A 23,441-nucleotide genomic window follows, 5' to 3' on the forward strand; every position below is an offset into this window, starting at 1 on the left:
TCTCCTCAGTGGCCCAAGTAGACTTCAATGACCTTGGGGTCGTTCTTGACCTTCTCCATCGTCCCCTCGGACAGGATCTGGCCCTGGTGCAGCACGGTGACCTTGTGGGCGATGTCCTCGACGAACTTCATGTCGTGCTCGATCACCAGCACCGAGCGATCCCTAATGATGCGATTCAGCAATTCGGCGGTCTTTGCCCGCTCCGAGACGCTCATGCCGGCGACCGGCTCGTCGAGCATCAGCAGGTCCGGGTCCTGAATCAGCAGCATGCCGATCTCGAGCCACTGCTTCTGCCCGTGGCTGAGCTGGTCGGCATAGGTATCGAGGCGATCCTTCAGGAAGATCATCACGGCGACCTCCTCGACCCGATCCTTCACCGAGGCGTCGCGCTGGAACGCGAGCGAGCCGAACACGGTGCGGCCGCGCGGGAACGAAATCTCCAGGTTCTCGAACACGGTGAGGTCCTCGAACACCGACGGCGTCTGGAACTTGCGCCCGACACCGGCCTGCACGATCTCGTTCTCCTTCAGCCTCGTCAGCTCCTTGCCGCGAAACTGGATCGAGCCGGACGTGGCCCTGGTCTTGCCGCAGATCAGATCGAGCACCGTGGTCTTGCCGGCGCCGTTCGGGCCGATGATGACGCGGATCTCGTTCTCCTCGACATAGAAGGAGAGATCGTTGACCGCCTTGAAGCCGTCAAAGGAGACCGTGAGCGCCTCGACTGCGAGCAGGAATTCCTTGGGCTGGTGACCGATGAGCATGATCTATCTCCTCATTCCGAAAGCCGGGCATCGGCACCGGGGATGACCGATGAGCATGATGATCTCCTCACTCCGCCGGCGCGCCGGCGGCTATGGAACTGTCGGCCGGGGCGCTCGATGGCCTCGATTTGCGCGAGGCCCATAGCCGGTCGATGCGCGGTTGCACGTGGTCGGCCCAGATGCCGGACAAGCCGTTCGGGAACGCCAGCACCACCGCGATGAACAGCGCGCCGAGGCCGAACAGCCAGAGCTGCGGGAAGGATTCCGACAACGACGTCTTGGCGAAATTGACCAGCAGCGAGCCCCACACCGCGCCGAAGATCGACATGCGGCCGCCGACCGCGGTGTAGATCACCATCTCGATCGAGGGGACGATGCCGACAAAGGATGGCGACATGAAACCGACGTTGAGCGCGAACATGGCCCCGCCGATCGCGGCGAACATCGCGGCCATGCAGAAGGCGAAGATCTTGAAGTTGGCGACGCTGTAGCCGGAGAAGCGGACGCGGTCCTCCTGCTCGCGCATCGCCACCAGGATGCGGCCGAGCTTGGTCAGGCGGATGAACTGCGCGATCAGGATGCAGCCGAACAGCAGCGCGACCTCGACGAAGTACAGGATGACCTTGGCATGGTCGGGCCGGATATCCCATCCCTTGAGGGTGCGCAGATCGGTCATGCCGTTGATGCCGCCGGTATAGCCCTGCTGCCCCACGATCAGGATGGTCAGGATCGCAGCGACGGCCTGGGTGATGATGGCGAAATAGGTGCCGCCGACGCGGCGCTTGAACATGGCGGTACCGATGATGAGCGCGAACAGGCCGGGCACCAGGATGATGGCTAGAATAGTGAAAGTGAGGCTGTGGAACGGTTGCCAGAACAGCGGCAGCGCGGTGATCTGATTCCAGTCCATGAAATCGGGAATGCCCGGCGTCGACTGGATCTTGGTGTTCTCGACGCTGGAAGCCTCCAGCTTGAGGAACATCGCCATGCAGTAGCCGCCGAGGCCGAAGAACACGCCCTGCCCCAGGCTCAGAATGCCGCCATAGCCCCAGCACAGCACGAGCCCGATCGCGACGAAGGCGTAGGTCAGGTACTTCGCGACCAGGTTGAGGCGGAACACATCCAGCGACAGCGGCAGGATCACGAACAGGATCGCGGCCAGCGCGATGAAGCCGATGAGCTCGGATCGATTGAAGAAGCGCGAGTTGATGATCATGACCGTGCCTGCCTCCGTTATTTGCGGACCTTGAGGGCGAACAGACCCTGCGGCCGCAGCATCAGGATTCCGACGACGGCGAGCAGCGTGAGTACCTTGGCCATCGAGCCCGACATGAAGAACTCCAGCGTCGACTGGGTCTGCGAGATCGAGAAAGCGGAGGCGATGGTGCCGAGCAGGCTGGCGGCGCCGCCGAACACGACTACGAGGAAGGTGTCGACGATGTAGAGCTGACCCGAGGTCGGCCCGGTCGAGCCGATCATGGTGAAGGCTGAGCCCGCGATGCCGGCGATGCCGCAGCCGAGGCCAAAGGTGAAGCGGTCGACCTTCTCGGTGTTGATGCCGACGGCGCCGGCCATCACGCGGTTCTGCACGACGGCGCGCACCTGGCGGCCCCAGCGCGAGAGGAACAGCACATAGGACACGGCCAGGGTGATCAGCACGGTCAGGCCCATCACGAAGATGCCGTTGATCGGAACCTCGATGCTGTCGGTGACCTTGAGCGAACCCAGCATCCATTGCGGCAGCTCGACGCCGACTTCGCGCGCGCCGAAGATGGAGCGGTAGGCCTGCTGCAAGATGAGGCTGAGCCCCCATGTGGCGAGCAGCGTGTCGAGCGGGCGCTTGTAGAGGTGGCGTATCAGCCCCCACTCCACCAGCATGCCGAGCGCGCCCGAGGCGATGAACGCCAGGACCATGGCGAGGAAAAAGTAGCCGGGAAACAGTGCCGGCAGGAAATGCTGGAAGGCGTTCGACGTCATCCAGGTGACGTAGGCGCCCAGGATCATGAACTCGCCATGGGCCATGTTGATGACGCCCATCTGGCCGAAGATGATCGCAAGTCCGAGCGCCATCAGCACGTAGACGGAAAACAAGATCAGCCCCGCAAAACCCTGCATCACGAAGATGGAGCCGAGATCGCCAATCGAATAGTCGCCGAACATCAATGTTCTCCATCGGGAAGGATGCCCGCGTCGCGCGCACCCTCGCGACGCGGGCCGTTCAGCGTGGATTGACGGTCCACGCCAGGGAGCTGCTGGTTGGAGGCGCGGGAGCTGCGCGCTTACTGGTAGCCCTTCGGGAACGGATCGGGTTCGACCAGATCGGCCGTCTCGAAGATCAGCTCGAACTGACCGTCGAGCTTGGCGCGGCCGACGCGGGTCTTGGACCAGAGGTGATGGTTTTCGTGGATGCGCACGTAGCCTTCGGGCGCGCCCTTGAATTCCACGCCGGGCGACGCAGCGGCGATCTTGTCGACGTCGAAGCTGCCCGCCTTCTCGCAGGTCAGCTTCCACAACCACGGGCCGAGATAGGCGGCCTGGGTAACGTCGCCGATCACGGTCTTCTCGCCCCACATCTTCTGGAAGGCGGGCACGAAGGTCTTGTTGTTGGCATTGTCGAGCGACTGGAAGTACTTCATGCAGGCATAGGCGCCCGCGATGTTCTCGCCGCCGATACCGTCAATCTCGTCCTCGGTCACGGAGATCGTCAGCAACGCCTGCTTGGCGAGGTCGATGCCGGCGGCCTTGAGCTGCTTGTAGAAGGCAACGTTCGAGCCGCCGACGACGTCGGTGAAGATCACGTCGGGCTTGGTCAGCTTGATCTTGTTGATGACCGAGTTGAACTGGGTGCTGCCGAGCGCATAGTACTCCTCGCCCACGACCTTGCCCTTGAGCACGTTCTCGACGTGCTTGCGCGCGATCTTGTTCGAGGTGCGCGGCCAGATGTAGTCCGAGCCGATGAAGAAGAAGGTCTTCGCGCCCTTCTCCTTGGCGATCCAGTTGAGGCCGGCGAGAATCTGCTGGGTGGCTTCCTGGCCGGTGTAGATGACGTTCTTGGACTGCTCGAGGCCCTCGTAGAAGGTCGGATAATAGAGCATGCCGTTATACTGCTCGACGACCGGCAGAACCGCCTTGCGCGAGGCCGAGGTCCAGCAGCCCATGATGGACGCGACCTTGTCGTTGACGAGAAGCTTCTTGGCCTTCTCGGCGAAGGTCGGCCAGTCCGAGGCGCCGTCTTCCTGGATGAACTTGATCTTGCGGCCGAGCACGCCGCCGGCGGCATTGATCTGCTCGATCGCCAGCTTTTCGGCTTCGATAGAACCGGTCTCGGAGATCGCCATCGTGCCGGTGGCCGAATGCAGGATGCCGACCGTCACCTCGGTGTCGGTCACCGCAAGGCCGGTGGTGTTGACGGCCGATGTTGCCGGTCCCGCGCCGAAGGACGGACGCGGCAGCATCGCGATTGCCGGCAGGGCAGCCATGCCCATCAGCAGTTTGCGCCGGAACGGAGATTGCAGGCCCTGTTTGGTTTCGTCTGACATGAGCACCCCATTTGGTTCGAGGACTTGGCAAGGACTTGGCTTTGGTCAGGCGAGGATGGCGCGGATTGTGCAGTGCACAGATACGTGGGATCGCGTATATTGCACCGCAAAATAGCGACGTAGGTTTGGGCGTCGGACCTAGAGGCTCGGGAGTTGTCGGAAGTGGCAGGGCGGCAGCGCATAGACCGCGTCAGGCGCCAATATAATCAATGGGTTGCCAACCAGACGCTGGAAGACTACGCGCTGCGCTTCACAGCCAAGAGCGCGCGGCGGTGGTCCGCCGGGCGCGTCGCCAATACCGCGCTCGGCGCGATCTCCTTCCTGGCGCTGGAGGCGATCGGCGGCACGATTGCCCTTAATTACGGCTTCGCCAACTCGGCGGCCGCGATCCTCGTCGTCAGCGTCATCATCTTCTTTTGCGGATTGCCGATTGCCTATCAGGCGGCCAAGTGCGGCATCGACATCGACCTGCTCACGCGCGGCGCCGGATTTGGCTACATCGGCTCGACCATCACCTCGCTGATCTACGCGTCCTTCACCTTCATCTTCTTTGCGATCGAGGCGGTGATCCTCGCCAGCGCGCTCGAGATGTGTTTCGGAATTCCGCGGCCGGTCGGCTATCTCATCAGCGCGGTGGTCATCATCCCGCTGGTGACGCACGGCATCACGCTGATCAGCCGCTTCCAGCTGTGGACGCAGCCGCTGTGGATCGTCCTCCACGTCCTGCCGTTTGCGGCGATCGCATGGGCCAGTCCGCACTCGTTCACGGAATGGCGGAAATACGCAGGCGAGCACGGCGATCCCGCCGGCCATCTCGATCTGCTGCTGTTCGGAACCGCAGCCTCGGTGGTGTTCTCGCTGATGGCGCAGATCGGCGAACAGGTCGACTTCCTGCGCTTCCTGCCGCGGGACCGCCGCACCTCGCGGACCTCGTGGTGGATCGCGTTGCTGACCGCAGGTCCCGGCTGGATCATTTTCGGCGCGCTCAAACTGCTGCTGGGCTCGTTCCTGGCCTTCTTTGCCCTGAGCCACGGCCTCACCGGCGAACAGGCCGCCGAACCCGCCCACATGTATCTCGAGGCATTCCGCTACGTGCTGTCGCAGCCCGACATGGCGCTGGCGCTCACTGGCGTCTTCGTCGTCCTGTCGCAGATCAAGATCAACGTCACCAACGCCTATGCCGGCTCGATCGCATGGTCGAACTTCTTCTCGCGGCTGACCCACAGCCATCCCGGCCGTGTGGTCTGGCTGGTGTTCAACGTCCTGGTCGCGCTGCTGCTCATGGAGATCGGCGTCTACAAGGCGCTGGAGCAGACGCTGGCGCTCTATTCCAACGTGGCGATCGCCTGGGTGGGCGCACTGGTGGCCGATCTCGTCGTCAACAAGCCGCTGGGCCTGCGGCCGCAGCATATCGAGTTCAAGCGAGCGCATCTCTGCGACATCAACCCGGTCGGCGTCGGCGCCATGCTGATCGCGACCGTGGTGTCGATCAGCGCGTTCTACGGGCTGTTCGGTCCGGTCGCGAAGGCACTGTCGGCGTTCGTGGCGCTGACGGTCGCCTTCGCCGCCGCGCCGCTGATCGCCTGGGCCACCGGCGGCAAGTACTACATCGCACGCAAGCCGAAGCGGAGCTGGCAGAACATCGAGCAGATCCAGTGCTGCATCTGCGAGCATTCCTTCGAGCCGGAGGACATGGCCTCCTGCCCCGCCTATGCCGGGCCGATCTGCTCGCTGTGTTGCTCGCTCGATGCACGCTGCCATGATCTCTGCAAGCCGCATGCGCGCATCCAGGCCCAGGTATCGGAGACGCTGGGCAAACTGCTACCGCAACCGATCTATGACCGCATCAATTCGCAGCTCGGTCACTATCTCGGCGTGTTCGCGGTCTCCGCCGGGCTCGTCGCGCTGGTGCTCGGGCTGATCTATCTGGAGACGTCGTCCTCCGCACAACTCGATACGCAGCTGCTGTCCGACGTGCTGTGGAAGGTCTTTTTCGCGCTCACCATCATCATCGGCGTGGTGGCCTGGCTGTTCGTGCTGGCGCAGCAGAGCCGGCGCGCGGCCGAAGCGGAGACGCGGCGGCAGACCACGCTCCTGATCCAGGAAATCGACGCGCACAAGCGCACCGACGCCGCATTGCAGCGCGCCAAGGAGGTCGCCGAATCCGCCAACCTCGCCAAGAGCCGTTACGTGGTGGGCCTCAGTCACGAGCTGCGCTCGCCGCTGAATGCGATCTCCGGCTACGCGCAGCTACTCGAGCAGGATGCAAGCCTGCACGACCGGCCGCGCGAACAGGTGCATGTGGTCCGCCGCAGCGCCGACCATCTCTCCGGCCTGATCGACGGCATTCTGGATATTTCCAAGATCGAGGCTGGCCGGCTCTACCTGTCGCGCGACGAAGTGCGGCTCGGCGAATTCCTCAACCAGCTCGTCGGCATGTTCCGCGTTCAGGCCGCGGCCAAAGGCGTCGAATTCGTATTCCTGCGTCCGGCGGTACTACCGGTCGTGGTCTATGCCGATGAAAAGCGGCTTAGGCAAGTTCTGATCAACCTCCTGTCCAATGCCATCAAATTCACCCAACGCGGCAGCGTGCAATTCGTGGTGCACTACCGCAGCCCAGTCGCCGAATTCGAGGTAATCGACACCGGTCCCGGTATCCAGCCGGGCGATCTCGAACGCATCTTTGCGCCGTTCGAGCGCGGCGCGCTCGGCGTGGCGCAACCACAGACCGGCACCGGGCTCGGGCTGACGATCAGCCGGCTGCTGGCCGGCGTGATGGGCGGCGACATCAGGGTGAGTTCGACGGTCGGCAGCGGCAGCAATTTCCGCGTCAAGCTTCTGCTCTCCGAAGTCGCCAACCCGACCCGGATTGCGCCAGTGGATGCACCGGTCTCCGGCTATCTCGGCCCGCGCAAGACCGTCCTGATCACGGATGACGACCCCACACATCGCGATCTCCTGCGCGAGGTGCTCGCCCCGCTCGGCTTCATCCTGCTCAGCGCGCCGGACGGCCCCGGATGTCTGGCGATGGCGCAGCACTGCCGGCCCGATCTGTTCCTGCTCGATATTTCCATGGCGGGAATGGACGGCTGGACGGTGGCGGAGACCTTGCGCGCAACGGGGCATCATCAGGCGCGGATCCTGATGGTGTCGGCGAGCGCTCTGGAGGCCCACGGCGCGCCGCTGGCGCAGCCCTATCATGACGGCTACCTGATGAAACCGATCGACATTCCCCGCCTGCTCGAAGCCATCCGCCAATTGCTCAAGCTGGAATGGCAATATGCTGCGGCGCCGCTTCCCGTGCCGCAGTGGAGGCCGCACACCGGCCCGCGGCCGCCGGTCCGGCATGTCGAGGAGCTGATCGGGCTCGGTCAACTCGGCTACATCAAGGGCATCCGGGTCAAGCTCGACGAGATCGGCAACGACCTTCCGGAGCATGCCGGATTCGTGGCCGAGATGCGCGCGCTGATCGACCGCTTCGATCTCGACCAGTACATGGCGACCCTGAAGACGCTGCACAGCCATGATCACTGAAACCAGGAAGCGCGACGTTGCGCTCGTCGTCGATGACTCCCCGGAGACCCTGCGGCTGCTGACCGACGCGCTCGACGGCGCCGGCATGACCGTGATGGTCGCGCTCGACGGCGCCGGCGCCATGCGCATCGTCGATCAGATCACGCCCGACGTCATACTGCTCGACGCAGTCATGCCGGGAATGGACGGGTTCGAGACCTGCAGGCGGCTGAAGCACGATGCGGGACTAGGCAACGTGCCGATCATCTTCATGACAGGGCTGGCGGAAACCGAGCACATCGTGCGCGGACTGGAAGCCGGCGGCGTCGACTATGTGACCAAGCCGATCGTGGTCGAGGAGATGCTGGCGCGCATCCGCGTGCATCTTGCCAATGCCCGGCTGACGCAGAGCGCGCGTGCCGCGCTCGACGTTTCCGGCCGCTATCTGCTGGCGGTGAGCCGGCAGGGCAAGGTTCTGTGGGCGACGCCGCAGGCGCAAAAGCTGCTGTCGGCGACGCTCAATGCCGACGACGAATTCGCCCTGCCCGATCCGATGCCACAATGGCTGGAGCAGGTGCAGAAGGGCAAGGCGGGAACGAAGGCAGCGTCGATGGCCTCGTTTCCCGGCAACATGACGCTTCGCCTGCAATTCATGGGCAAGCTCGGAGCCAACGAATTCCTGCTCCGGCTCGCCAAGGAGGCCGCCGACACGCCGGCCGAATTCTCCAGCGAGCTCGGCCTGACCACGCGCGAGGGCGAGGTCCTGTCATGGCTGTCCAAGGGCAAGACCAACCGCGACATCGCGCAGATCCTGGGCCTGTCGCCACGGACGGTCGACAAGCATCTGGAGCAGATCTACGCCAAGCTCGGCGTCGAGAATCGCACCGCCGCGGCGGCGATCGCAGTGAACGCGAAGAACCGGAAGACGTAGAGCGACGTTGGAACCATGCCACCAGTTGTCATCGCCCGGCTTGACCGGTTGAATCCGTCCAGTATTCCAGAGACGGTGGTGACCAAACGAGAGGCCCGCGGCCTACTGGATGCCCCGCTCAAGGCGGGGCATGACAAGCCATTTCACTCAGCCGCCTGCGCCTTGCCGTACGCTTCGGCGATCATGTAGCCGGAAAGCGTGTTGTAAGCCGCAGTCCAGGCGGAGGCGAGCTCGGGCGTCCAGGCTGCACCGAGCCCCTTCTCCAGCGTCCACAGCAGCGCGCCGCCGACCACCGGATAGTGTTCGGGCCTGGCGCCATAGCTGACATGGCGGACAGCAAGCGCGCTCGCCGCCGGCAGGATGGATTCGAGGTTGGAGAGGCCGTTCACGACGGCAGCGAGCGTCGCCATCAGCTTCTTGCGCTGCTCGGTCATGTCGGCCGGAAACATCGCCCTCACGCCGGGAGCGACATCGAACAGGCGGTCGTAGAAAATCACCGCGGCCTGTTCCGAGATCGGCGCAACCTTGGAAAAACTTTGCTGGACGAGTTTGACCTGTTCCGGTGTCATCCGTGCCTCCTTGCACGTTGCCTCCCTCGCCGCACCGTTGCGGCGAGGTGAAGATGAGCCGAGGGCAAGAGCCGTCTTACTGTCTGATCAGCTCCGACTTTGCGCCAGAGCGACCCTTCGGGTCGGGCTACGGTCCTAGGCTGCCTCGACGAAGCGGTGCCGCTCGTAGAGGAATTCCAGCACGCGCTGCCGGCATTTCAGGTAGGCGGCATTGGTCGCAAGCTCGAGCCGCTTGCGCGGCCGCGCCAGCGGCACCTCAAGCACCTCGCCGATCCGCGCGCTCGGGCCGTTGGTCATCATCACGATGCGGTCGGAGAGCAGAACGGCTTCATCCACGTCGTGGGTGATCATCAGGATGGTGTTGCCGAGCTTCTGGTGCAGCGCCATCACGGAGTCCTGCAGGTGCGCCCGGGTCAGCGCGTCGAGCGCGCCGAACGGCTCGTCGAGCAGCAGCACCTTCGGCTCCATGGCGAGTGCGCGCGCAATGCCGACGCGCTGCTTCATGCCGCCGGAGATTTCCGACGGTCGCTTGTCCTTGGCGTGGGCCATCTGCACGAGGTTGAGGTTGTGCATCACCCAGGCGTCGCGCTCGGCGCGGGTCTTGCTGGAGGCGAACACCTTGTCGACGCCGAGCTTGACGTTCTCGTAGACGGTGAGCCACGGCAGCAGGCTGTGGTTCTGGAACACCACGGCGCGATCGGGACCGGGCGAGTTGACCTCGCGGTTCTCCAGCAGCACGCCGCCCTGCGTCGCATTGGTCAAACCGGCGACGATGTTGAGCAGCGTGGACTTGCCGCAGCCGGAATGGCCGATAATCGAGACGTATTGTCCCTTCTCGATCGCCAGGTTGATGTCCTTCAGGACCTCCGTCGTGGCATTGCCGCGGGTGTAGGTCTTGTCGATGTGGTCGAGCTTCAGATAGGGCATGACTGAACCTTTCCTTAGTTCGCCGCGGTGCCGCGGGTCACGAACTTGCCGACCATCGCGATCATGCGATCGAGCAGGAAGCCGATGATGCCGACATAGAACAGCGCCAGCACGATTTCGCTGATGTGCGAGGAATTCCACGCGTCCCAGATGAAGAAGCCGATACCGACGCCGCCGATCAGCATTTCAGCGGCGACGATCGCGAGCCACGACAGGCCGATGCCGATGCGCAGGCCCGTGAAGATATAGGGCGCCGCGGCCGGGATCATGATCTTGCCGAAGAACTCCAGCGGATTGAGCTGCACCACGGCGGCGACGTTGCGGTAATCCTGCGGGATGTTGCGGATGCCGACCGCGGTGTTGATGATGATCGGCCAGATCGAGGTGATGAAGATCACGAAGATCGCCGATGGCTGCCCGTCGCGGAACGCCGCGAGCGACAACGGCAACCAGGCCAGCGGCGGGATGGTGCGCAGCACCTGGAACAGGGGATCGAGCCCGCGCATCGCCCAGACCGACTGGCCGACCAGAGTGCCGAGTGCAACACCGGCGATGGCCGCGAGCGAGTAACCGAGCGCGACCCGCTGCAGCGAGGCCGACAGGTGCCAGAACAGGCCCTTGTCGATGCCGCCGTGGTCGAAGAACGGATCGAAGATCAGTTCCTTGGTGTCGCTGAAGACGCGCGAAGGCGGCGGGAGGGCCGAGCCGGCGCGGCGGCAGGCCAGTTCCCAGAACAGCAGCAGCAGCGCAAGCACGACCAGCGGCGGAATCACGCGCACCGCTGCGTCCTTGGCCATTTTGGCGTACTTCTCCGTGACCGGTGCCCGCTTGGGCGTCATCGTCACGATTTCCGCCGGAGCAGAGGCGGCCGGAGCGGCCACGGCGGCTTCAGATTTCATGGCAGGCATCGACATCTGGAAAGTGTCTCCGTGATTGGATGGACGGGCCGCGCGTCGCGCGCGGCCCGCTGCGATCAAACCTCGACGCGCTTGATGGACAACGACTTCAGGTAGGCGGACGGATTCTCCGGATCGAAGACCTTGCCGTCGAAGAAGGTCTCCTTGCCGCGCGACTTCGACGTTGGAATCTCCGAAGCCGGCACGCCCATATCCTTGGCAGCCTCACGCCAGATGTCCTCGCGGTTGACCTTGGCGATCAGTGCCTTGGTATCGACCGTCGGCTCGAACTTGCCCCAGCGGATGTCCTCGGTGAGGAACCAGAGATCGTGGCTCTGGAACGGATAGGAGGCGAAATCGCGCCAGTACTTCATGATATGCGGCGAGTTCTCGACCACCTTGCCCGGGATGCCGTAGTCGAACTTGCCGGCGGAGCGGTCATAGACGTCCTCGACCGGGCAGTTCATCCACTGCCGCTTGCCCATGATGGTGGCGAGTTCCTTCTTGTTCTCGGCCTTGTCGGACCACTGCTGGGCTTCCATGACAGCCATCGTCAGGGCTTTCGCCGCCTTCGGATACTTGTCGACCCAGGCGGCGCGCAGCGCGAACGACTTCTCCGGATGCTTGTTCCAGAGCTCGCCGGTGTTGACCGCGGTATAGCCGATGCCCTGATTGATGAGCTGCAGGTTCCACGGCTCGCCGACGCAGAAGCAGTCCATCGTGCCGACCTTCATGTTGGCGACCATCTGCGGCGGCGGCACGACGATGGTCTCGATGTCCTTGTCGGGATCGATGCCGCCGGCGGCGAGCCAGTAGCGGATCCAGAGATCGTGGGTTCCGCCGGGGAAGGTCATCGCGGCCTTGATCGCCTTGCCGGAGGCCTTCTTCTTCTCCAGCGCCGCCTTGAACGGCGATGCGTCGACCGAGAGTTTCAGGTCGGCATATTCCTTCGCGACCGAGATGCACTGACTGTCGAGATTGAGACGCGCCATGATGTACATCGGCGTCGGCTGGTTGTTCTGCGTCACCTTGCCGGCCGAGATCAGGTACGGCATCGGGGTGAGGATATGCGCGCCGTCGATGCCGTTGCCCTCCGAGCCGAGCACGAGGTTATCGCGCGTGGTGCCCCAGGAAGCCTGCTTCTGCACGTCGACGTCGGGCATGCCGTATTTGGCGAAGAAGCCCTTGTCCTTGGCGACGAACAGCGGACCGGCATCGCTCAGCGCGATGAAGCCGAGCTTGGCGCCCTTCACTTCGGGGCCTGCGCCTTGCGCGAACGCGCCGGCGGGAAAGTTCAGCTTGGCAGCTGCAAGCAGAGCGGCAGTGCCGCTCGCGGCTTTCAGGAGCTGGCGGCGGCTAAGGCCTGAGGTCTTGTCGGTGCGCTTGGTCATCGGTCGTATGGTCCTTTGCGTCGTTGCGGTGGGTGCTGCGTCTGTGCATCGAGTGCCGCCCGATAGACGCTGCGCGAGGAGCGCATGAAGGCGCGCTCTGGGGAGGCCCCAGAATTGGCGGCGTCACAATTCGGATCGATGGTCTCGAGGGACGGCATCAATGGCGTCACCACCTGCTATTCAAGCGGTGTGCCAACCTTGCCGCAACGCAATAAGCCTATGAATTACAGCGGCTTACACGTTCGGCTCGTGAATGGCCGTTGACTCTCGCACGCTCCTAAAATTTGCGATTCGCTCAATTCTTATGTGCCGCCCGCCCAATCCTTGTGCGCGGCACAAGGATTGGGCGGGCTAGGTAATTGGCGGGCTCTGACACGGCCTTGCCGGCCATCGTGCCGGGATCGCCGCGTGCATCCGTGTGTCGGTCATTTGTTCGCGATTCACGCCAGACGACCCCGGCTGCCGCAGATGAAGAACCCGCGACCAGTGGCTCGCCGCCGCGCGTAACGTTCAGTTCAGGCTGCCTCCGGGCTGGCTACAGTTGCCGCCGGCTTAGGTCCCGCACCGTGCTCATAAGCCTCCAGGAAATCGAGCAGCTCACGGCGATAGCGGTAATAGCTGGGATGCTCGAGCAGCGCTTTCCGGGTACGTGGCCGCGGGATATCGATTTCCATAATGTGGCCAATGCGCGCATTCGGTCCGTTTGTCATCATCACGACCCGATCGGCCAGCAGGATCGCCTCGTCGACATCATGGGTGACGCAAAGCGCGGTGACCTGCGTGCGCGTCCAGACCTCCATCAAGACCTCCTGCAGGTCCCAGCGCGTCAGGCTGTCGAGCATGCCGAACGGCTCGTCGAGCAGAAGCAGCTTGGGCGAGAGCGCGAACGCGCGGGCGATACCGACGCGCTGGCGCATGCCGTTAGACATCGACGCAGCGAGCTTGTCGAACGAATCGGACAGCCCGACGCGTTCGAGATAGTAGTCGACAATCTGGTCGCGTTCGCGACGCGAGGCGCGCGGATAGACGCGATCCACGCCGAGCGCGACGTTCTCGCGCGCGGTAAGCCATGGAAACAGCGACGGTGCCTGAAACACCACGGCGCGGTCCGGACCGGCCGCCGCGACCTCGCGTCCGTCCAGGATGATGCCGCCGTACGACACCTCGTTGAGGCCGGCAGTCATCGACAGCACCGTCGACTTGCCGCAGCCCGAATGACCGATGACCGAGATGAACTCACCCTTGCGAACCTTGAGGTCGAAATTGTCGACGACGGTCAACGGCCCGGTGGGGGTAGGATAGATCTTGGACAGCTGCGAGTACTCCAGGTAGCGGTCCAGGTTGCGCGTGGCGGACTGGGCGGCGGCGCGATAGGCGGCTGGCGGTCCCTCCGTCTGGGTGATCGCCGTTACGTTGGGAAGCACGCGAACCGTCGCTGGCTTTGACGCCGACCGCTCGGCGGCCACGTCTACAAGATAGCCTGTAATTGCCTGGCGCAGCCGCTTGAATCTGCCGTCCTCGTTGACCGAAGAACGCTCGCGCGGACGCTCGATATCGACCTTGAACTCCTTGCCGAGCGTCGCATTTGGACCGGGCAGAAGCGGGATGATGCGATCGGCAAGCAGGATGGCCTCATCGACGTCGTTGGTGATCATGACCACCGTGCGCTTGTCGCGCGTCCAAATCTCGACAATCTCGTCCTGAAGCTTGGCACGAGTTAGCGCATCGAGCGCCGAGAGCGGCTCGTCGAGGAGGAGGATCTCGGGACTGGTGGCGAGCGCCCGGGCTACTGCAACACGCTGGCGCATCCCGCCCGAAAGCTCGGACGGAAGCCGCTCCGCGGCGTGCGCCAATCCGACCATGGAGACGTAGCGGTCGACGCGAGCGGTCCGCTCGGCACGGCTTTCGCGCGCAAACACCTCGTCCACCGCTAACGCAACGTTGCCGCGCACCGTGAGCCAGGGCAACAGCGAATAGGACTGAAACACGACGCCTCGATCGGGGCCCGGCCCGGTTACGGGCTTGCCCTTGAGCGTGATCTCGCCCGCATCCAGTTGTATCAGCCCGGCGATCGCCGAGATCAGTGTCGTCTTGCCGCTTCCCGAAAAACCAACGATAGCGACGAACTCGCCTTCCGCCACATCCAGGCTGAGATTGGCAAGCACGTTGGCGCGTCTGGCGCCGACGCCGTAATACTTGGTGACACCCTTCAGCGACAAGAACGACATCCGGGGCCTCAGCGCTGGCTCGAGAAGGTAAAGGCAGACTGCAGCGCGAACATGACGCGATCGAGCAGGAAGCCGATGATGCCGATGGTCAGTACCGCGAAAATGATGCGTGCCAGCGACTGCGACGAGCCATTCTGGAATTCATCCCACACGAACTTTCCGAGGCCCGGATTCTGCGCGAGCATTTCGGCCGCGATGAGAACCATCCAGCCGACGCCGAGCGAGAGCCGCAGCCCGGTAAAGATCAGCGGTAGCGCACTCGGCAGCACCAGCTTGGTAATGGTGCGCCTCGTCGGCAACTGGAGGACACGCCCGACATTGAGCAGATCCTTGTCGATCGAGGAAACGCCAAGCGCCGTGTTGATCAAAGTGGGCCACAGCGAGCACAAGGTCACTGTGATGGCCGAAATGACCAGTGATTTTGGCAGAACCTCTGAGGGGTTCGCATAAAGCGCGGAGACGACCATGGTGACGATCGGCAGCCAGGCGAGCGGAGATACCGGCTTGAAGATCTGGATCAGCGGGTTGAGTGCGCTGTTCATGGTATTGGAAAGGCCGCAAACGATTCCAAGCGGTACGGCGACCAGCGTCGCCACCGCAAACCCGAGCGCGACGGTCATGAGGCTCGTGAGTATCTGATCAAGATAGGTCGGCTTACCGGCATAACTACGGTGTTTGACATCCTCGGGACGGCCGTCGGCCACTGCCTTGGCGTTGCGCGCGTCCTGGCGATCGTAAAATGCCGACTTCTTGGCGCGCTCGGCCATATGGTCAGCGTACAGGTTCTTGGCCTGCACCCAGACCTCAGCCGGCCCCGGTATCGCGCCGAGCGACGTCTTGACCTGGGGAGCAGCCCAAGCCCATGCCAGGAGAAAGACACAGACACCGATGAGCGGAACCAGCAGTCCTTGGCGGAGATCCTTGAGTTGCGGCTTGACGCTATCGCCCGCCGCGATGCGAGCCAGCGGCGCGAGCCATCCCAGCCCGAGGATGTTGAGGTAAATCGCCGCCGCGTTGATACGCGCGAGAATCCGCTCCCGCCGCAGGCGCTTGCGCTCATCCGTGCTGGCGTCGAGATAGCCGCTGACCAATGCCATAATTTCTTCCTTCAGCCTTTATCGCCGGATTCGTGTAAAGGGGGCCGGGGTCGCCGCGATGGCGGCCCGGCAGGTGATGGTCAGCCGTCCACAACCTTCGCGCCGCTGACCTTCTGCTTGCTTTTGAGACCGATCTTCAGGCTGTCGATGTAGGCATTCGGCTTGCGGCCGTCATAGACGATGCCGTCGATGACCTCCGACGTCGGCGCACGATAGCCGTCGGTTTCCCAGGGGAAGTCTTCTTTCTTCGCCTTGCCGTCGGCAACGAGAAGCTTTGCGGCGGCCAAGTAGAGATCAGGTCGGTACACGCTCTTTGCTGTGCTGTGGTACCACGCGTCGTCCTTGGTCTCGGCGATCTGCCCCCAGCGCCGCATCTGGGACAAATACCAGACCGCATCGGAGTAATAGGGATAGGTCGCGAAGTAGCGGAAGAAAACGTTGAAGTCGGGAATGGCGCGCTTGTCGCCCTTCTCGTACTCAAAGGTACCCGTCATCGAATTCGCGATGACCGCCTTGTCAGCGCCTACATATTCGGGCTTCGACAGCATCTCGACGGCTTTGCCGCGGTTGGCGTTGGCATTTTCGTCCAGCCACATCGCAGCTCGGATCAGCGCTTTGGTCAACGCGAGCACGGTATTCGGATTCTTCTCGGCAAAGGCCGCAGTGATCCCGAAAACCTTCTCCGGATTGTTCTTCCAAATCTCGTAGTCCGTGATCACGGGCACACCGATGCCCTTGAATACGGCCGCCTGGTTCCAGGGCTCGCCCACGCAATAGCCGTTGATGGTACCGGCCTCGAGCGTGGCCGGCATCTGCGGCGGCGGTGTTACCGACAACAGCGCGTCGGCCCCGACCGTTCCGGTCACGTCTTCGGCAGAATAGTAGCCAGGGTTGATGCCTCCCGACGCGAGCCAATAGCGCAGCTCGTAATTGTGTGTCGAAACAGGGAACACCATGCCCATCTTGAAAGACTTGCCGTCAGCCCTCATCTTGTCGATCACTGGGCGCAGCGTGTCTGCCTTGATCGGATGCACAAGCTTGCCGCTCGCATCCTTGGGGATGTTTGGCTTCATCATCGCGAATATCTCGTTCGAAACCGTGATGGCGTTGCCGTTCAGATCCATGGAGAACGGCGTGATGATGTGCGCCTTCGTGCCGAATCCGATCGTTGCGGCGAGCGGCTGGCCTGCAAGCATGTGCGCGCCGTCGAGTTCGCCGCTGATCACACGGTCGAGCAGGACCTTCCAGTTGGCCTGCGCTTCGACTGTGACGAAAAGACCTTCGTCCTCGAAATAGCCGTTCTCCTTGGCAACCGCGAGCGGCGCCATGTCAGTTAGCTTGATGAAGCCGAGTTTCAACTCTTCCTTCTCGGGCTTCAGGGCGGCGGCGCGGGCGCGCCAGGGCGCCAACGCCAGTGCGGCGGCGGCAGTGCCCGCGGCCAGGAAGGCGCGGCGATCCAGACCCGGAAGCGACGCCGTTCGGACGGCGGCCTCGAGGCCTGCGGAGGTCTTGTCGGTGCGCTTGGTCATCGGTCGTATAGTCCTTTGCGTCGTTGCGTTGAGTGGTGCGTCGGTGCGTCGAGTGCCGTTCCGATGACGCTGCACGAGGCGCATGAAGGCGCGTTCTGGGGAAACCCCAGATGGCTGCGTCACAATTCGGATGGGTTGGTCTCGAGGGACGGCATCAATGGCGTCGGCACCCACTATTCAAGCGGTGTGCCAACCCTGCCGCAGCGCAATAACGCTATGAATTACAGAAGCTTATGCGCATGGACGACTTACGCCCGTTAACTTTCGCGCGCTTTGAAAATTTGCGATTCGCTCAAATCTTGTGGGCTGTTCGCCCAATTCTTGTGCGACGCACAAGGATTGGGCAGGCGCCGCCCTTTTACTCTCAGGCCTCTTCCATCGCCTTCGCCGCGAGTGGCTTCGGTGCAGCTCCGCCGCCCGGCTTCATCCTGAATTCGTAGGTCATCAGGTGCCAGGGCGAGGTCGCCGGCTTGCCGTCGGGCATCGTGGCGTCGGTGCGCTTTTCGATGGTGGCTATCAGTTCGTCCTTGACGCCGAACACGACGTCGCAATCGAGGTTGGGATCGCCGCCGATGAAGACATGCGTGACCAGCGGTTCGTAGCCTGGAGCTGCGACCAGGAAATGCACATGCGCCGGCCGCAGCTCGGGGCGCCTGGTGTAGCGGATCATCTCGCCGACGGGTCCATCCACGGGAATGGGATAGCTGCACGGCACGATGGAGCGGAAGAAAAAGCGGCCGTCGGCATCGGTGATGAAGCGCGCTCGCGACGAAGGGCCCTGCGTTTGATAGCTCGGCTTCTGCGAGTCGTAGAATCCGTCATCGTCGGCATGCCAGACGTCAACGGGAACGCCCGGCAGCGGGTTGCCATTGAGGTCGGTGACCCGGCTCTGCACGAACATCCGCTCGCCCGCAAGCTTCTCGGAAATGTCGGTGCCGTGCGGCGTTACCTTGTGCTCACCGACATAGAAGGGCCCGAGCACCGTGGTCTCGGTCGCGCCTTCGCGCTCGCGATGATTGACCGCATCCACCAGCATGGAGACGCCGAGCACATCGGAGAGCAGGATGAATTCCTGGCGGATCGGCGTACACTTCTGTCCCGTGCGGGTCAGGAAATCGATGGCGAACTCCCATTCCTCGAAGGTCAGGTCGGTCTTGCGGACATAGTCGTGCAGCGACTTCACCAGCTCCTGCAGCAGGAATTTGACCCGCGGGTCCGGCGTATCGTTGAAGCTGCTGATGGCGGCGGCAGTCAGTTCGGTTTCGCTGAATTGGGTCATTTTTGGGCTGTCCTGCGGATGACGCGACGGGAAGACCGTCAGCCTACACCAGCGTACCGGTCCTGCGTAGGCACAAGCGATTGGAACGGGACACGGTTTCGGCTATCAAACCCCTCCCTGCCAGTTCCGGAGACCCGTCCGATGCTCGCCCCGACCCCCGCCTCCCCCGAATCCGCCGGCATGTCGAGCACGGCGCTCGCCCGCGTCGATCGACACCTGAAAGAGCGCTACATCGACGCCGGCCGCTACCCGGGGGCACAACTAACGGTCTACCGCCGCGGCAAGATCGTGCACTCGTCCGTGCAGGGCTATGCCGATCTCGAGCGCAAGGTGCCGGTCACGGACGACACCATCTTCCGCATCTATTCCATGACCAAGCCGATCACCTCGGTCGCCTTCATGATGCTGGTCGAGGAAGGGCGCGTCGCTATCGACGAGCCCGTTCACAAATACATTCCGGAATGGAAGAATCTCGGCGTGTTCGTCGCCGGCAGCAATCCCGGCTATCTGACGAAGCCGCCGGAACGGCCGATGCAGATCGTCGACCTGCTCCGCCACACCTCGGGCCTCACCTACGGCTTCCAGCAGCGCTCCAATGTCGATGCCGGCTACCGCGAAAGGAAGCTCGGCGAGGTCGTGACGTCGGGCACCCTGGATTCGATGATCGCGGACCTTTCGAAGATGCCGCTGGAGTTCTCGCCGGGCGAGGCCTGGAACTATTCGCTTTCGACCGACGTGATCGGCTACCTCGTCGGCAAGATCTCGGGCGTGCCGTTCGAGCAGTTCCTGAAGGAGCGCATCTTCAAGCCGCTCGGGATGAACGACACCGACTTCCACGTGCCCGCCGACAAGGCGCACCGCTTCGCCGCCTGCTACTCGGCCGATCCGCCGGGCGAGCTCAAATTCCACGCCGCCGAACGCAAGGCCATGCTGACCTTGCAGGACGATCCGAAGAAAAGCCCGTATCTCACGCCGCCGACCTTCTTCTCCGGCGGCGGCGGCTTGTGCTCGACGTCGGCCGACTACCTCACCTTCTGCCGCGCACTGCTCAACCGCGGCGAGCTCGGCGGCATCCGCCTGCTGGGGCCGAAGACGCTTGCCCTGATGACCACCAACCACCTGCCCGGCGGGCGCGATCTTCCGGCGCTGTCGCGCTCGATGTTCTCCGAGGCGACCAATAACGGGATCGGCTTCGGCCTCGGCTTTGCCGTCACCATGGATCCGGCGCAGACGTTGGTCGCCGGCAGCCCCGGCGAATATTTCTGGGGCGGAGCAGCCGCAACCGCGTTCTGGATCGACCCCGCCGAGGAGCTGGTCACGATCTTCATGACCCAGGTGATGCCGTCGACCGCCTACCCGATCCGCCGCGAGCTGCGCACGATGATCAATGCAGCGATCACGGACAGCAATCTGTGAAAATTGAAGCGGATTCCGCGGCGCACTTGCGTGCGTTGCGGCGTCGCTTCAGCCGAATTCCTTGGCACGGCGTCCGTGCTTCCCTATGCTCGGCGCAGTTGGGCGTTGTTCCGGGTCAGAAGTGCCAAAACCGTCCTTGCCAGTGCGTCTCGCTCTTCTGGTGGCGGGTACCACGCTGCCGCTGATCGTGTTCGCGGCCGGCATCGTCTTTTACAACTACAAGCAGGATCGCAGGGACGCCACCCAGCGCGTGCTCGAGACCGTGCGATCGATCCGCCTCGTGCTAGACGCGGAGGTGCAGCGGATGACCGGCGGCTTGCAGGTTCTCGCACTCACCTCCGCGCTACGCGCCGGCGACTACGATGCCTTCAGGCCCATCGTGCACGGCTTCCTCGAGCAATATGGCAGGGACGGCGTGGTACTGGTTTCCAACCGCCAGGGCCGGCAGGTATTCTCCTCGGTCAGCGCCGATGTCGCAAACCTGCCGCCGCGCACCAACCTCGCCATGGTCGAGAAGGTGTTTACGAGCAGGCAGCCGGCCTATTCGAATCTGTTCGTCGGTATCGTCAAGAAGAAGCTGATCATCACGGTGGAGATACCGGTCATCAAGGATGGCGAAGTACTCTACGCAATCTCCTTCAGCCCGCCGCTCGACATATTTCAAGCCATCATCGAAAAGCAGCGGCCGAGCCGGGACTGGACCATTTCGATATTCGACGGCGAAGGCACCAATTTCGCCCGCGTGCCCAATCCGCAGGACACGATCGGCAAACGCGCTTCGCCCTCGCTCTATGCGGAGCTATTCCGCGCCGACGAGGCGACGCTGGCGACGGTATCGCTTGAAGGCGTGCCGCTGATCACCAGCTTCACCCGCTCGTCACTGACGGGCTGGACCGTCGCCGGCGGCATCGCCGAGAGTTCGCTGATCAGCCCGCTATGGCGCAATTTGGCCATCACCAGCGCGATCGGCGGCCTGCTGCTGCTGATCGGGCTCGCCTTCGCGGTGCGGATGGCTACCACGATCGCGCGCGGCGAGATGCTGCAGGAGCTGCTGGTCGAGGAGCTGAACCATCGCGTCAAGAACACGCTCGCCATCCTGCAATCGATCGCAGCGCAGACCTTCCGCAGCGCCAGCCGCACCGAGCGGGAGAAGTTCGAGGGCCGCCTGCGCGCGCTGGCCGAAGCACACAATCTGCTCAGCATCGAGAAGTGGCAAGGTTCGGACTTGCAGGACGTGATCGACCGCGTGCTGCAGCCCTACGCGATCAACGATCCCCGCCGGGTGCGGATGTTCGGCCCGAAGGTACCGCTGGCGCCGCGGCTCGCCGTAGTGCTGTCGATGATCCTGCATGAGATCGCCACCAACGCCGCCAAATACGGCGCGCTGTCGAACGACAGCGGCACGGTGACCCTGGACTGGGAAATCGTCGAAGAGGACGCCACGCGGAAGCTGCGCCTGATCTGGACCGAGGCCGGCGGCCCGCAGGTGACCGCGCCGGTGCAACGTGGCTTCGGCTCGCGGCTGATCGAGCGCAGCGCGCGCGACCAGCTCGGCGGCGAGGCGACCGTCGACTTCCTGCCGCACGGCGTGGTCTACACGGTGTCCGTTGCGCTGGAGGGCGAGGGCTAGTACTACTGAGTCAAGCCGTCGCTATGTCACCAGTTTGAGGTCAGGCCGGCCACGGCGACGCCGCCCCCGCGGCGCCTTCTCGCGCACTGCCAGCACCTGCTCTTCCGCCGCCTGCGCGTCGCTCAGCAACCTCAACTCGGAATGGGTCACGCCCTTGAGCTTCATGCGAAGCTGCAGGATAGCCACCGACAACAAGTCCGCGGTCTCGTGCTCGGATTCGTCGGTCAGCGAGGACCGGCATTGTTCCAGCGTCGCGAGGAGCGACCGCAATTTTGCTTGCGAGTTCGCCGCCAGCGTTTCCGCCGCGATCGAACTTGCAAGGTAGATCGAAGGTTGTTCAATCGGCGGCTTCATGCCCATTTCCACACGCCCCCGAATTCACGAAAGTGGCCGGCGGGGATGCTGTCCCAGAATGCGCCACCGGCCGGTAGCAAGGCGTGCCTTGCGTTGCCAGGAGGCCTGCTCAGTTGTGCTGGGCTGGCCGAGGCGGCTCCGCCGGTTGAGCCCGAAATGATCAACCGCCATATCCGGATACCCCAAAATCCGCTCCGCACCGCAAAACCCCCGTAAGAATCCGGAGTTCGCGGCCGGGCGGTAATTTTAGGCGTGAATAATCGGGGCGCGAGACCCGCCCTGGTTGTACTGCTCGACATCTTCTGCCAAGATTATCCGAGGTAGAGGGCCCTGTATGTCGCTTACACTGGAAAGGGGTGTTCCACAGGAAGAACGCCGGAAGTCTCTCGGCGGTCTTACCGACTGGGACGCGGCCCGCATATTCCTGGAGGTGGTGCGCTGCGGCAGCTTCCGCTCGGCGGCCGAACGACTCGACTTGTCGATCAACGTCGTGCGCCGGCGGATCGACGATTTCGAGCGGCAGGTCGGCGCCACCCTGTTCACCCGCGACGTTCACGGCACCCACCTCACCGACGAGGGGGCGATGGTGGTCTCGGCCGTGGAGCGCATGGAGACGGCCGCGTTCGACCTGATGCGGGCGAGCAATTCCGTCAACAGCACGATTTCCGGCGAAGTCCGCGTCGCCGTCACCGAGGGCCTCGGCACCTTCTGGGTTGCCCCGCGCCTGGTCGAATTCCAGCGCTCCTATCCCAACATTCTCGTCGACCTGCACTGCGCGATGCGTTCGGCCGACGTTTCCCGGCATGAAGCCGACGTCGCCATCCATCTGTCGCAGCCGGCTTCGCTCGACGCCAAGCTGGTGCGGCTCGGCCGCATGCACCTGATGTTCTTCGCGAGCGAGGCCTACATTGCCGCTCACGGCGCACCGAAATCGTTCGCCGACCTGACCAGGCACCGGATGGTGCTGCAGAGCGCGGACCAGACCGCGACCAAGGAATTGTTCGAGAGTTTCTTCCCGGGCTTTTCCCAGCGCGACCTGCTGGCGATGCGCACCAACGTCAGCAGCGCCAACTACTGGGCCGTCGCCAACGGCGCGGGCGTCGGCGTGTTTCCGACCTACACCTACGCGCTCGGCGGCGTCGTGCCGCTCGATATCGAGTTTCGCAGGCCTTTCGACATCTGGCTCTCCTACCATCCCGGCAGCGGCCGCATCCCGCGGGTGCGCCGCACGATCGACTGGCTGGTGGAGGCTTTCAATCCCGCCAAATTCCCCTGGTTCAGGGACGAGTTCGTCCATCCCGGAGAATTCAAGGCGGTGTATATGGGCGAGTCCCTGACCCATCTTTTCGGGGGCTTCTCGACCGAAGGACGGTAGGAGCGA

At 63.5% G+C, this 23,441-nt stretch carries 18 protein-coding genes; 5 read left to right on the forward strand and 13 right to left on the reverse strand.

Annotated elements, in window-relative coordinates:
- Positions 1 to 5 precede the first annotated feature (5 nt).
- The 4 genes from urtD to urtA form a co-directional block, all read right to left on the reverse strand.
- Entirely contained in the window at positions 6 to 761 is a 756-nt protein-coding gene (gene urtD, locus ACT4OC_RS14230) for an urea ABC transporter ATP-binding protein UrtD (protein ID WP_444839629.1), read from the reverse strand.
- A gap of 67 nt (positions 762 to 828) precedes the next feature.
- Positions 829 to 1,977, reverse strand: a complete 1,149-nt coding sequence (gene urtC / locus ACT4OC_RS14235) for an urea ABC transporter permease subunit UrtC (RefSeq protein ID WP_444839630.1) — start codon at positions 1,975 to 1,977, stop codon at positions 829 to 831.
- A gap of 17 nt (positions 1,978 to 1,994) precedes the next feature.
- On the reverse strand, positions 1,995 to 2,921 hold the full coding sequence (gene urtB, locus ACT4OC_RS14240; RefSeq protein WP_444839631.1) for an urea ABC transporter permease subunit UrtB: 927 nt from the start codon (positions 2,919 to 2,921) through the stop codon (positions 1,995 to 1,997).
- Positions 2,922 to 3,040: 119 nt separating this feature from the next.
- A complete protein-coding gene (urtA, locus tag ACT4OC_RS14245; protein WP_444839632.1) occupies positions 3,041 to 4,300 on the reverse strand; it encodes an urea ABC transporter substrate-binding protein in 1,260 nt (419 codons plus the stop codon).
- Between the two features lie 162 nt (positions 4,301 to 4,462).
- Here urtA and ACT4OC_RS14250 point away from each other — a divergent pair, with 162 nt between their 5' ends.
- Together ACT4OC_RS14250 and ACT4OC_RS14255 are read left to right on the forward strand one after the other, a co-directional pair.
- Positions 4,463 to 7,834: a hybrid sensor histidine kinase/response regulator gene (locus ACT4OC_RS14250; RefSeq protein ID WP_444839633.1), complete on the forward strand. Its 3,372-nt coding sequence runs from the start codon at positions 4,463 to 4,465 to the stop codon at positions 7,832 to 7,834.
- Complete coding sequence (locus ACT4OC_RS14255; protein ID WP_444839634.1) at positions 7,824 to 8,744, forward strand: response regulator; 921 nt, start codon at positions 7,824 to 7,826, stop codon at positions 8,742 to 8,744. The genes ACT4OC_RS14250 and ACT4OC_RS14255 overlap by 11 nt, the downstream gene beginning before the upstream one ends.
- A 143-nt stretch (positions 8,745 to 8,887) precedes the next feature.
- Here the strand turns inward: ACT4OC_RS14255 and ACT4OC_RS14260 are convergent, their stop codons facing one another.
- From ACT4OC_RS14260 to ACT4OC_RS14295, 8 genes are all read right to left on the reverse strand, one after another.
- Positions 8,888 to 9,313, reverse strand: a complete 426-nt coding sequence (locus ACT4OC_RS14260; RefSeq protein ID WP_444839635.1) for a globin family protein — start codon at positions 9,311 to 9,313, stop codon at positions 8,888 to 8,890.
- A 135-nt stretch (positions 9,314 to 9,448) separates the two neighbouring features.
- Positions 9,449 to 10,240, reverse strand: a complete 792-nt coding sequence (locus ACT4OC_RS14265) for an ABC transporter ATP-binding protein (protein ID WP_444839636.1) — start codon at positions 10,238 to 10,240, stop codon at positions 9,449 to 9,451.
- 14 nt (positions 10,241 to 10,254) lie between these two features.
- Positions 10,255 to 11,154, reverse strand: a complete 900-nt coding sequence (gene ntrB / locus ACT4OC_RS14270; protein ID WP_444839637.1) for a nitrate ABC transporter permease — start codon at positions 11,152 to 11,154, stop codon at positions 10,255 to 10,257.
- Positions 11,155 to 11,213: 59 nt separating this feature from the next.
- Complete coding sequence (locus ACT4OC_RS14275) at positions 11,214 to 12,527, reverse strand: CmpA/NrtA family ABC transporter substrate-binding protein (protein WP_444839638.1); 1,314 nt, start codon at positions 12,525 to 12,527, stop codon at positions 11,214 to 11,216.
- A gap of 515 nt (positions 12,528 to 13,042) precedes the next feature.
- On the reverse strand, positions 13,043 to 14,755 hold the full coding sequence (locus ACT4OC_RS14280) for an ABC transporter ATP-binding protein (RefSeq protein WP_444839639.1): 1,713 nt from the start codon (positions 14,753 to 14,755) through the stop codon (positions 13,043 to 13,045).
- 8 nt (positions 14,756 to 14,763) lie between these two features.
- Positions 14,764 to 15,852 carry an ABC transporter permease gene (locus ACT4OC_RS14285; protein WP_444839640.1) on the reverse strand — a complete coding sequence of 363 codons (1,089 nt, stop codon included), beginning with the start codon at positions 15,850 to 15,852 and terminating at the stop codon, positions 14,764 to 14,766.
- Positions 15,853 to 15,932: 80 nt separating this feature from the next.
- The gene (locus ACT4OC_RS14290) at positions 15,933 to 17,381 is read right to left on the reverse strand and encodes a CmpA/NrtA family ABC transporter substrate-binding protein (RefSeq protein WP_444839768.1); all 1,449 of its coding nucleotides are present in this window, start codon (positions 17,379 to 17,381) and stop codon (positions 15,933 to 15,935) included.
- Between the two features lie 364 nt (positions 17,382 to 17,745).
- Positions 17,746 to 18,660: a dioxygenase family protein gene (locus tag ACT4OC_RS14295; RefSeq protein WP_444839641.1), complete on the reverse strand. Its 915-nt coding sequence runs from the start codon at positions 18,658 to 18,660 to the stop codon at positions 17,746 to 17,748.
- 141 nt (positions 18,661 to 18,801) lie between these two features.
- On the opposite strand from ACT4OC_RS14295, the gene ACT4OC_RS14300 reads away from it, so the two are divergent.
- Both ACT4OC_RS14300 and ACT4OC_RS14305 read left to right on the forward strand, forming a co-directional pair.
- Positions 18,802 to 20,076, forward strand: coding sequence for a serine hydrolase domain-containing protein (locus ACT4OC_RS14300; protein WP_444839642.1), 1,275 nt, complete (start codon positions 18,802 to 18,804; stop codon positions 20,074 to 20,076).
- Between the two features lie 121 nt (positions 20,077 to 20,197).
- Positions 20,198 to 21,706, forward strand: coding sequence for a sensor histidine kinase (locus tag ACT4OC_RS14305; RefSeq protein ID WP_444839643.1), 1,509 nt, complete (start codon positions 20,198 to 20,200; stop codon positions 21,704 to 21,706).
- Positions 21,707 to 21,727: 21 nt separating this feature from the next.
- Here ACT4OC_RS14305 and ACT4OC_RS14310 read toward each other — a convergent pair whose 3' ends face one another.
- Positions 21,728 to 22,060, reverse strand: coding sequence for a hypothetical protein (locus ACT4OC_RS14310; protein WP_444839644.1), 333 nt, complete (start codon positions 22,058 to 22,060; stop codon positions 21,728 to 21,730).
- Between the two features lie 334 nt (positions 22,061 to 22,394).
- Between ACT4OC_RS14310 and ACT4OC_RS14315 the strand changes: the two genes are divergently transcribed.
- Positions 22,395 to 23,435: a LysR family transcriptional regulator gene (locus tag ACT4OC_RS14315; RefSeq protein ID WP_444839645.1), complete on the forward strand. Its 1,041-nt coding sequence runs from the start codon at positions 22,395 to 22,397 to the stop codon at positions 23,433 to 23,435.
- Positions 23,436 to 23,441: the final 6 nt, after the last annotated feature.

The sequence above is a fragment of the Bradyrhizobium sp. genome (assembly GCF_052389815.1).
GTDB lineage: Bacteria > Pseudomonadota > Alphaproteobacteria > Rhizobiales > Xanthobacteraceae > Bradyrhizobium.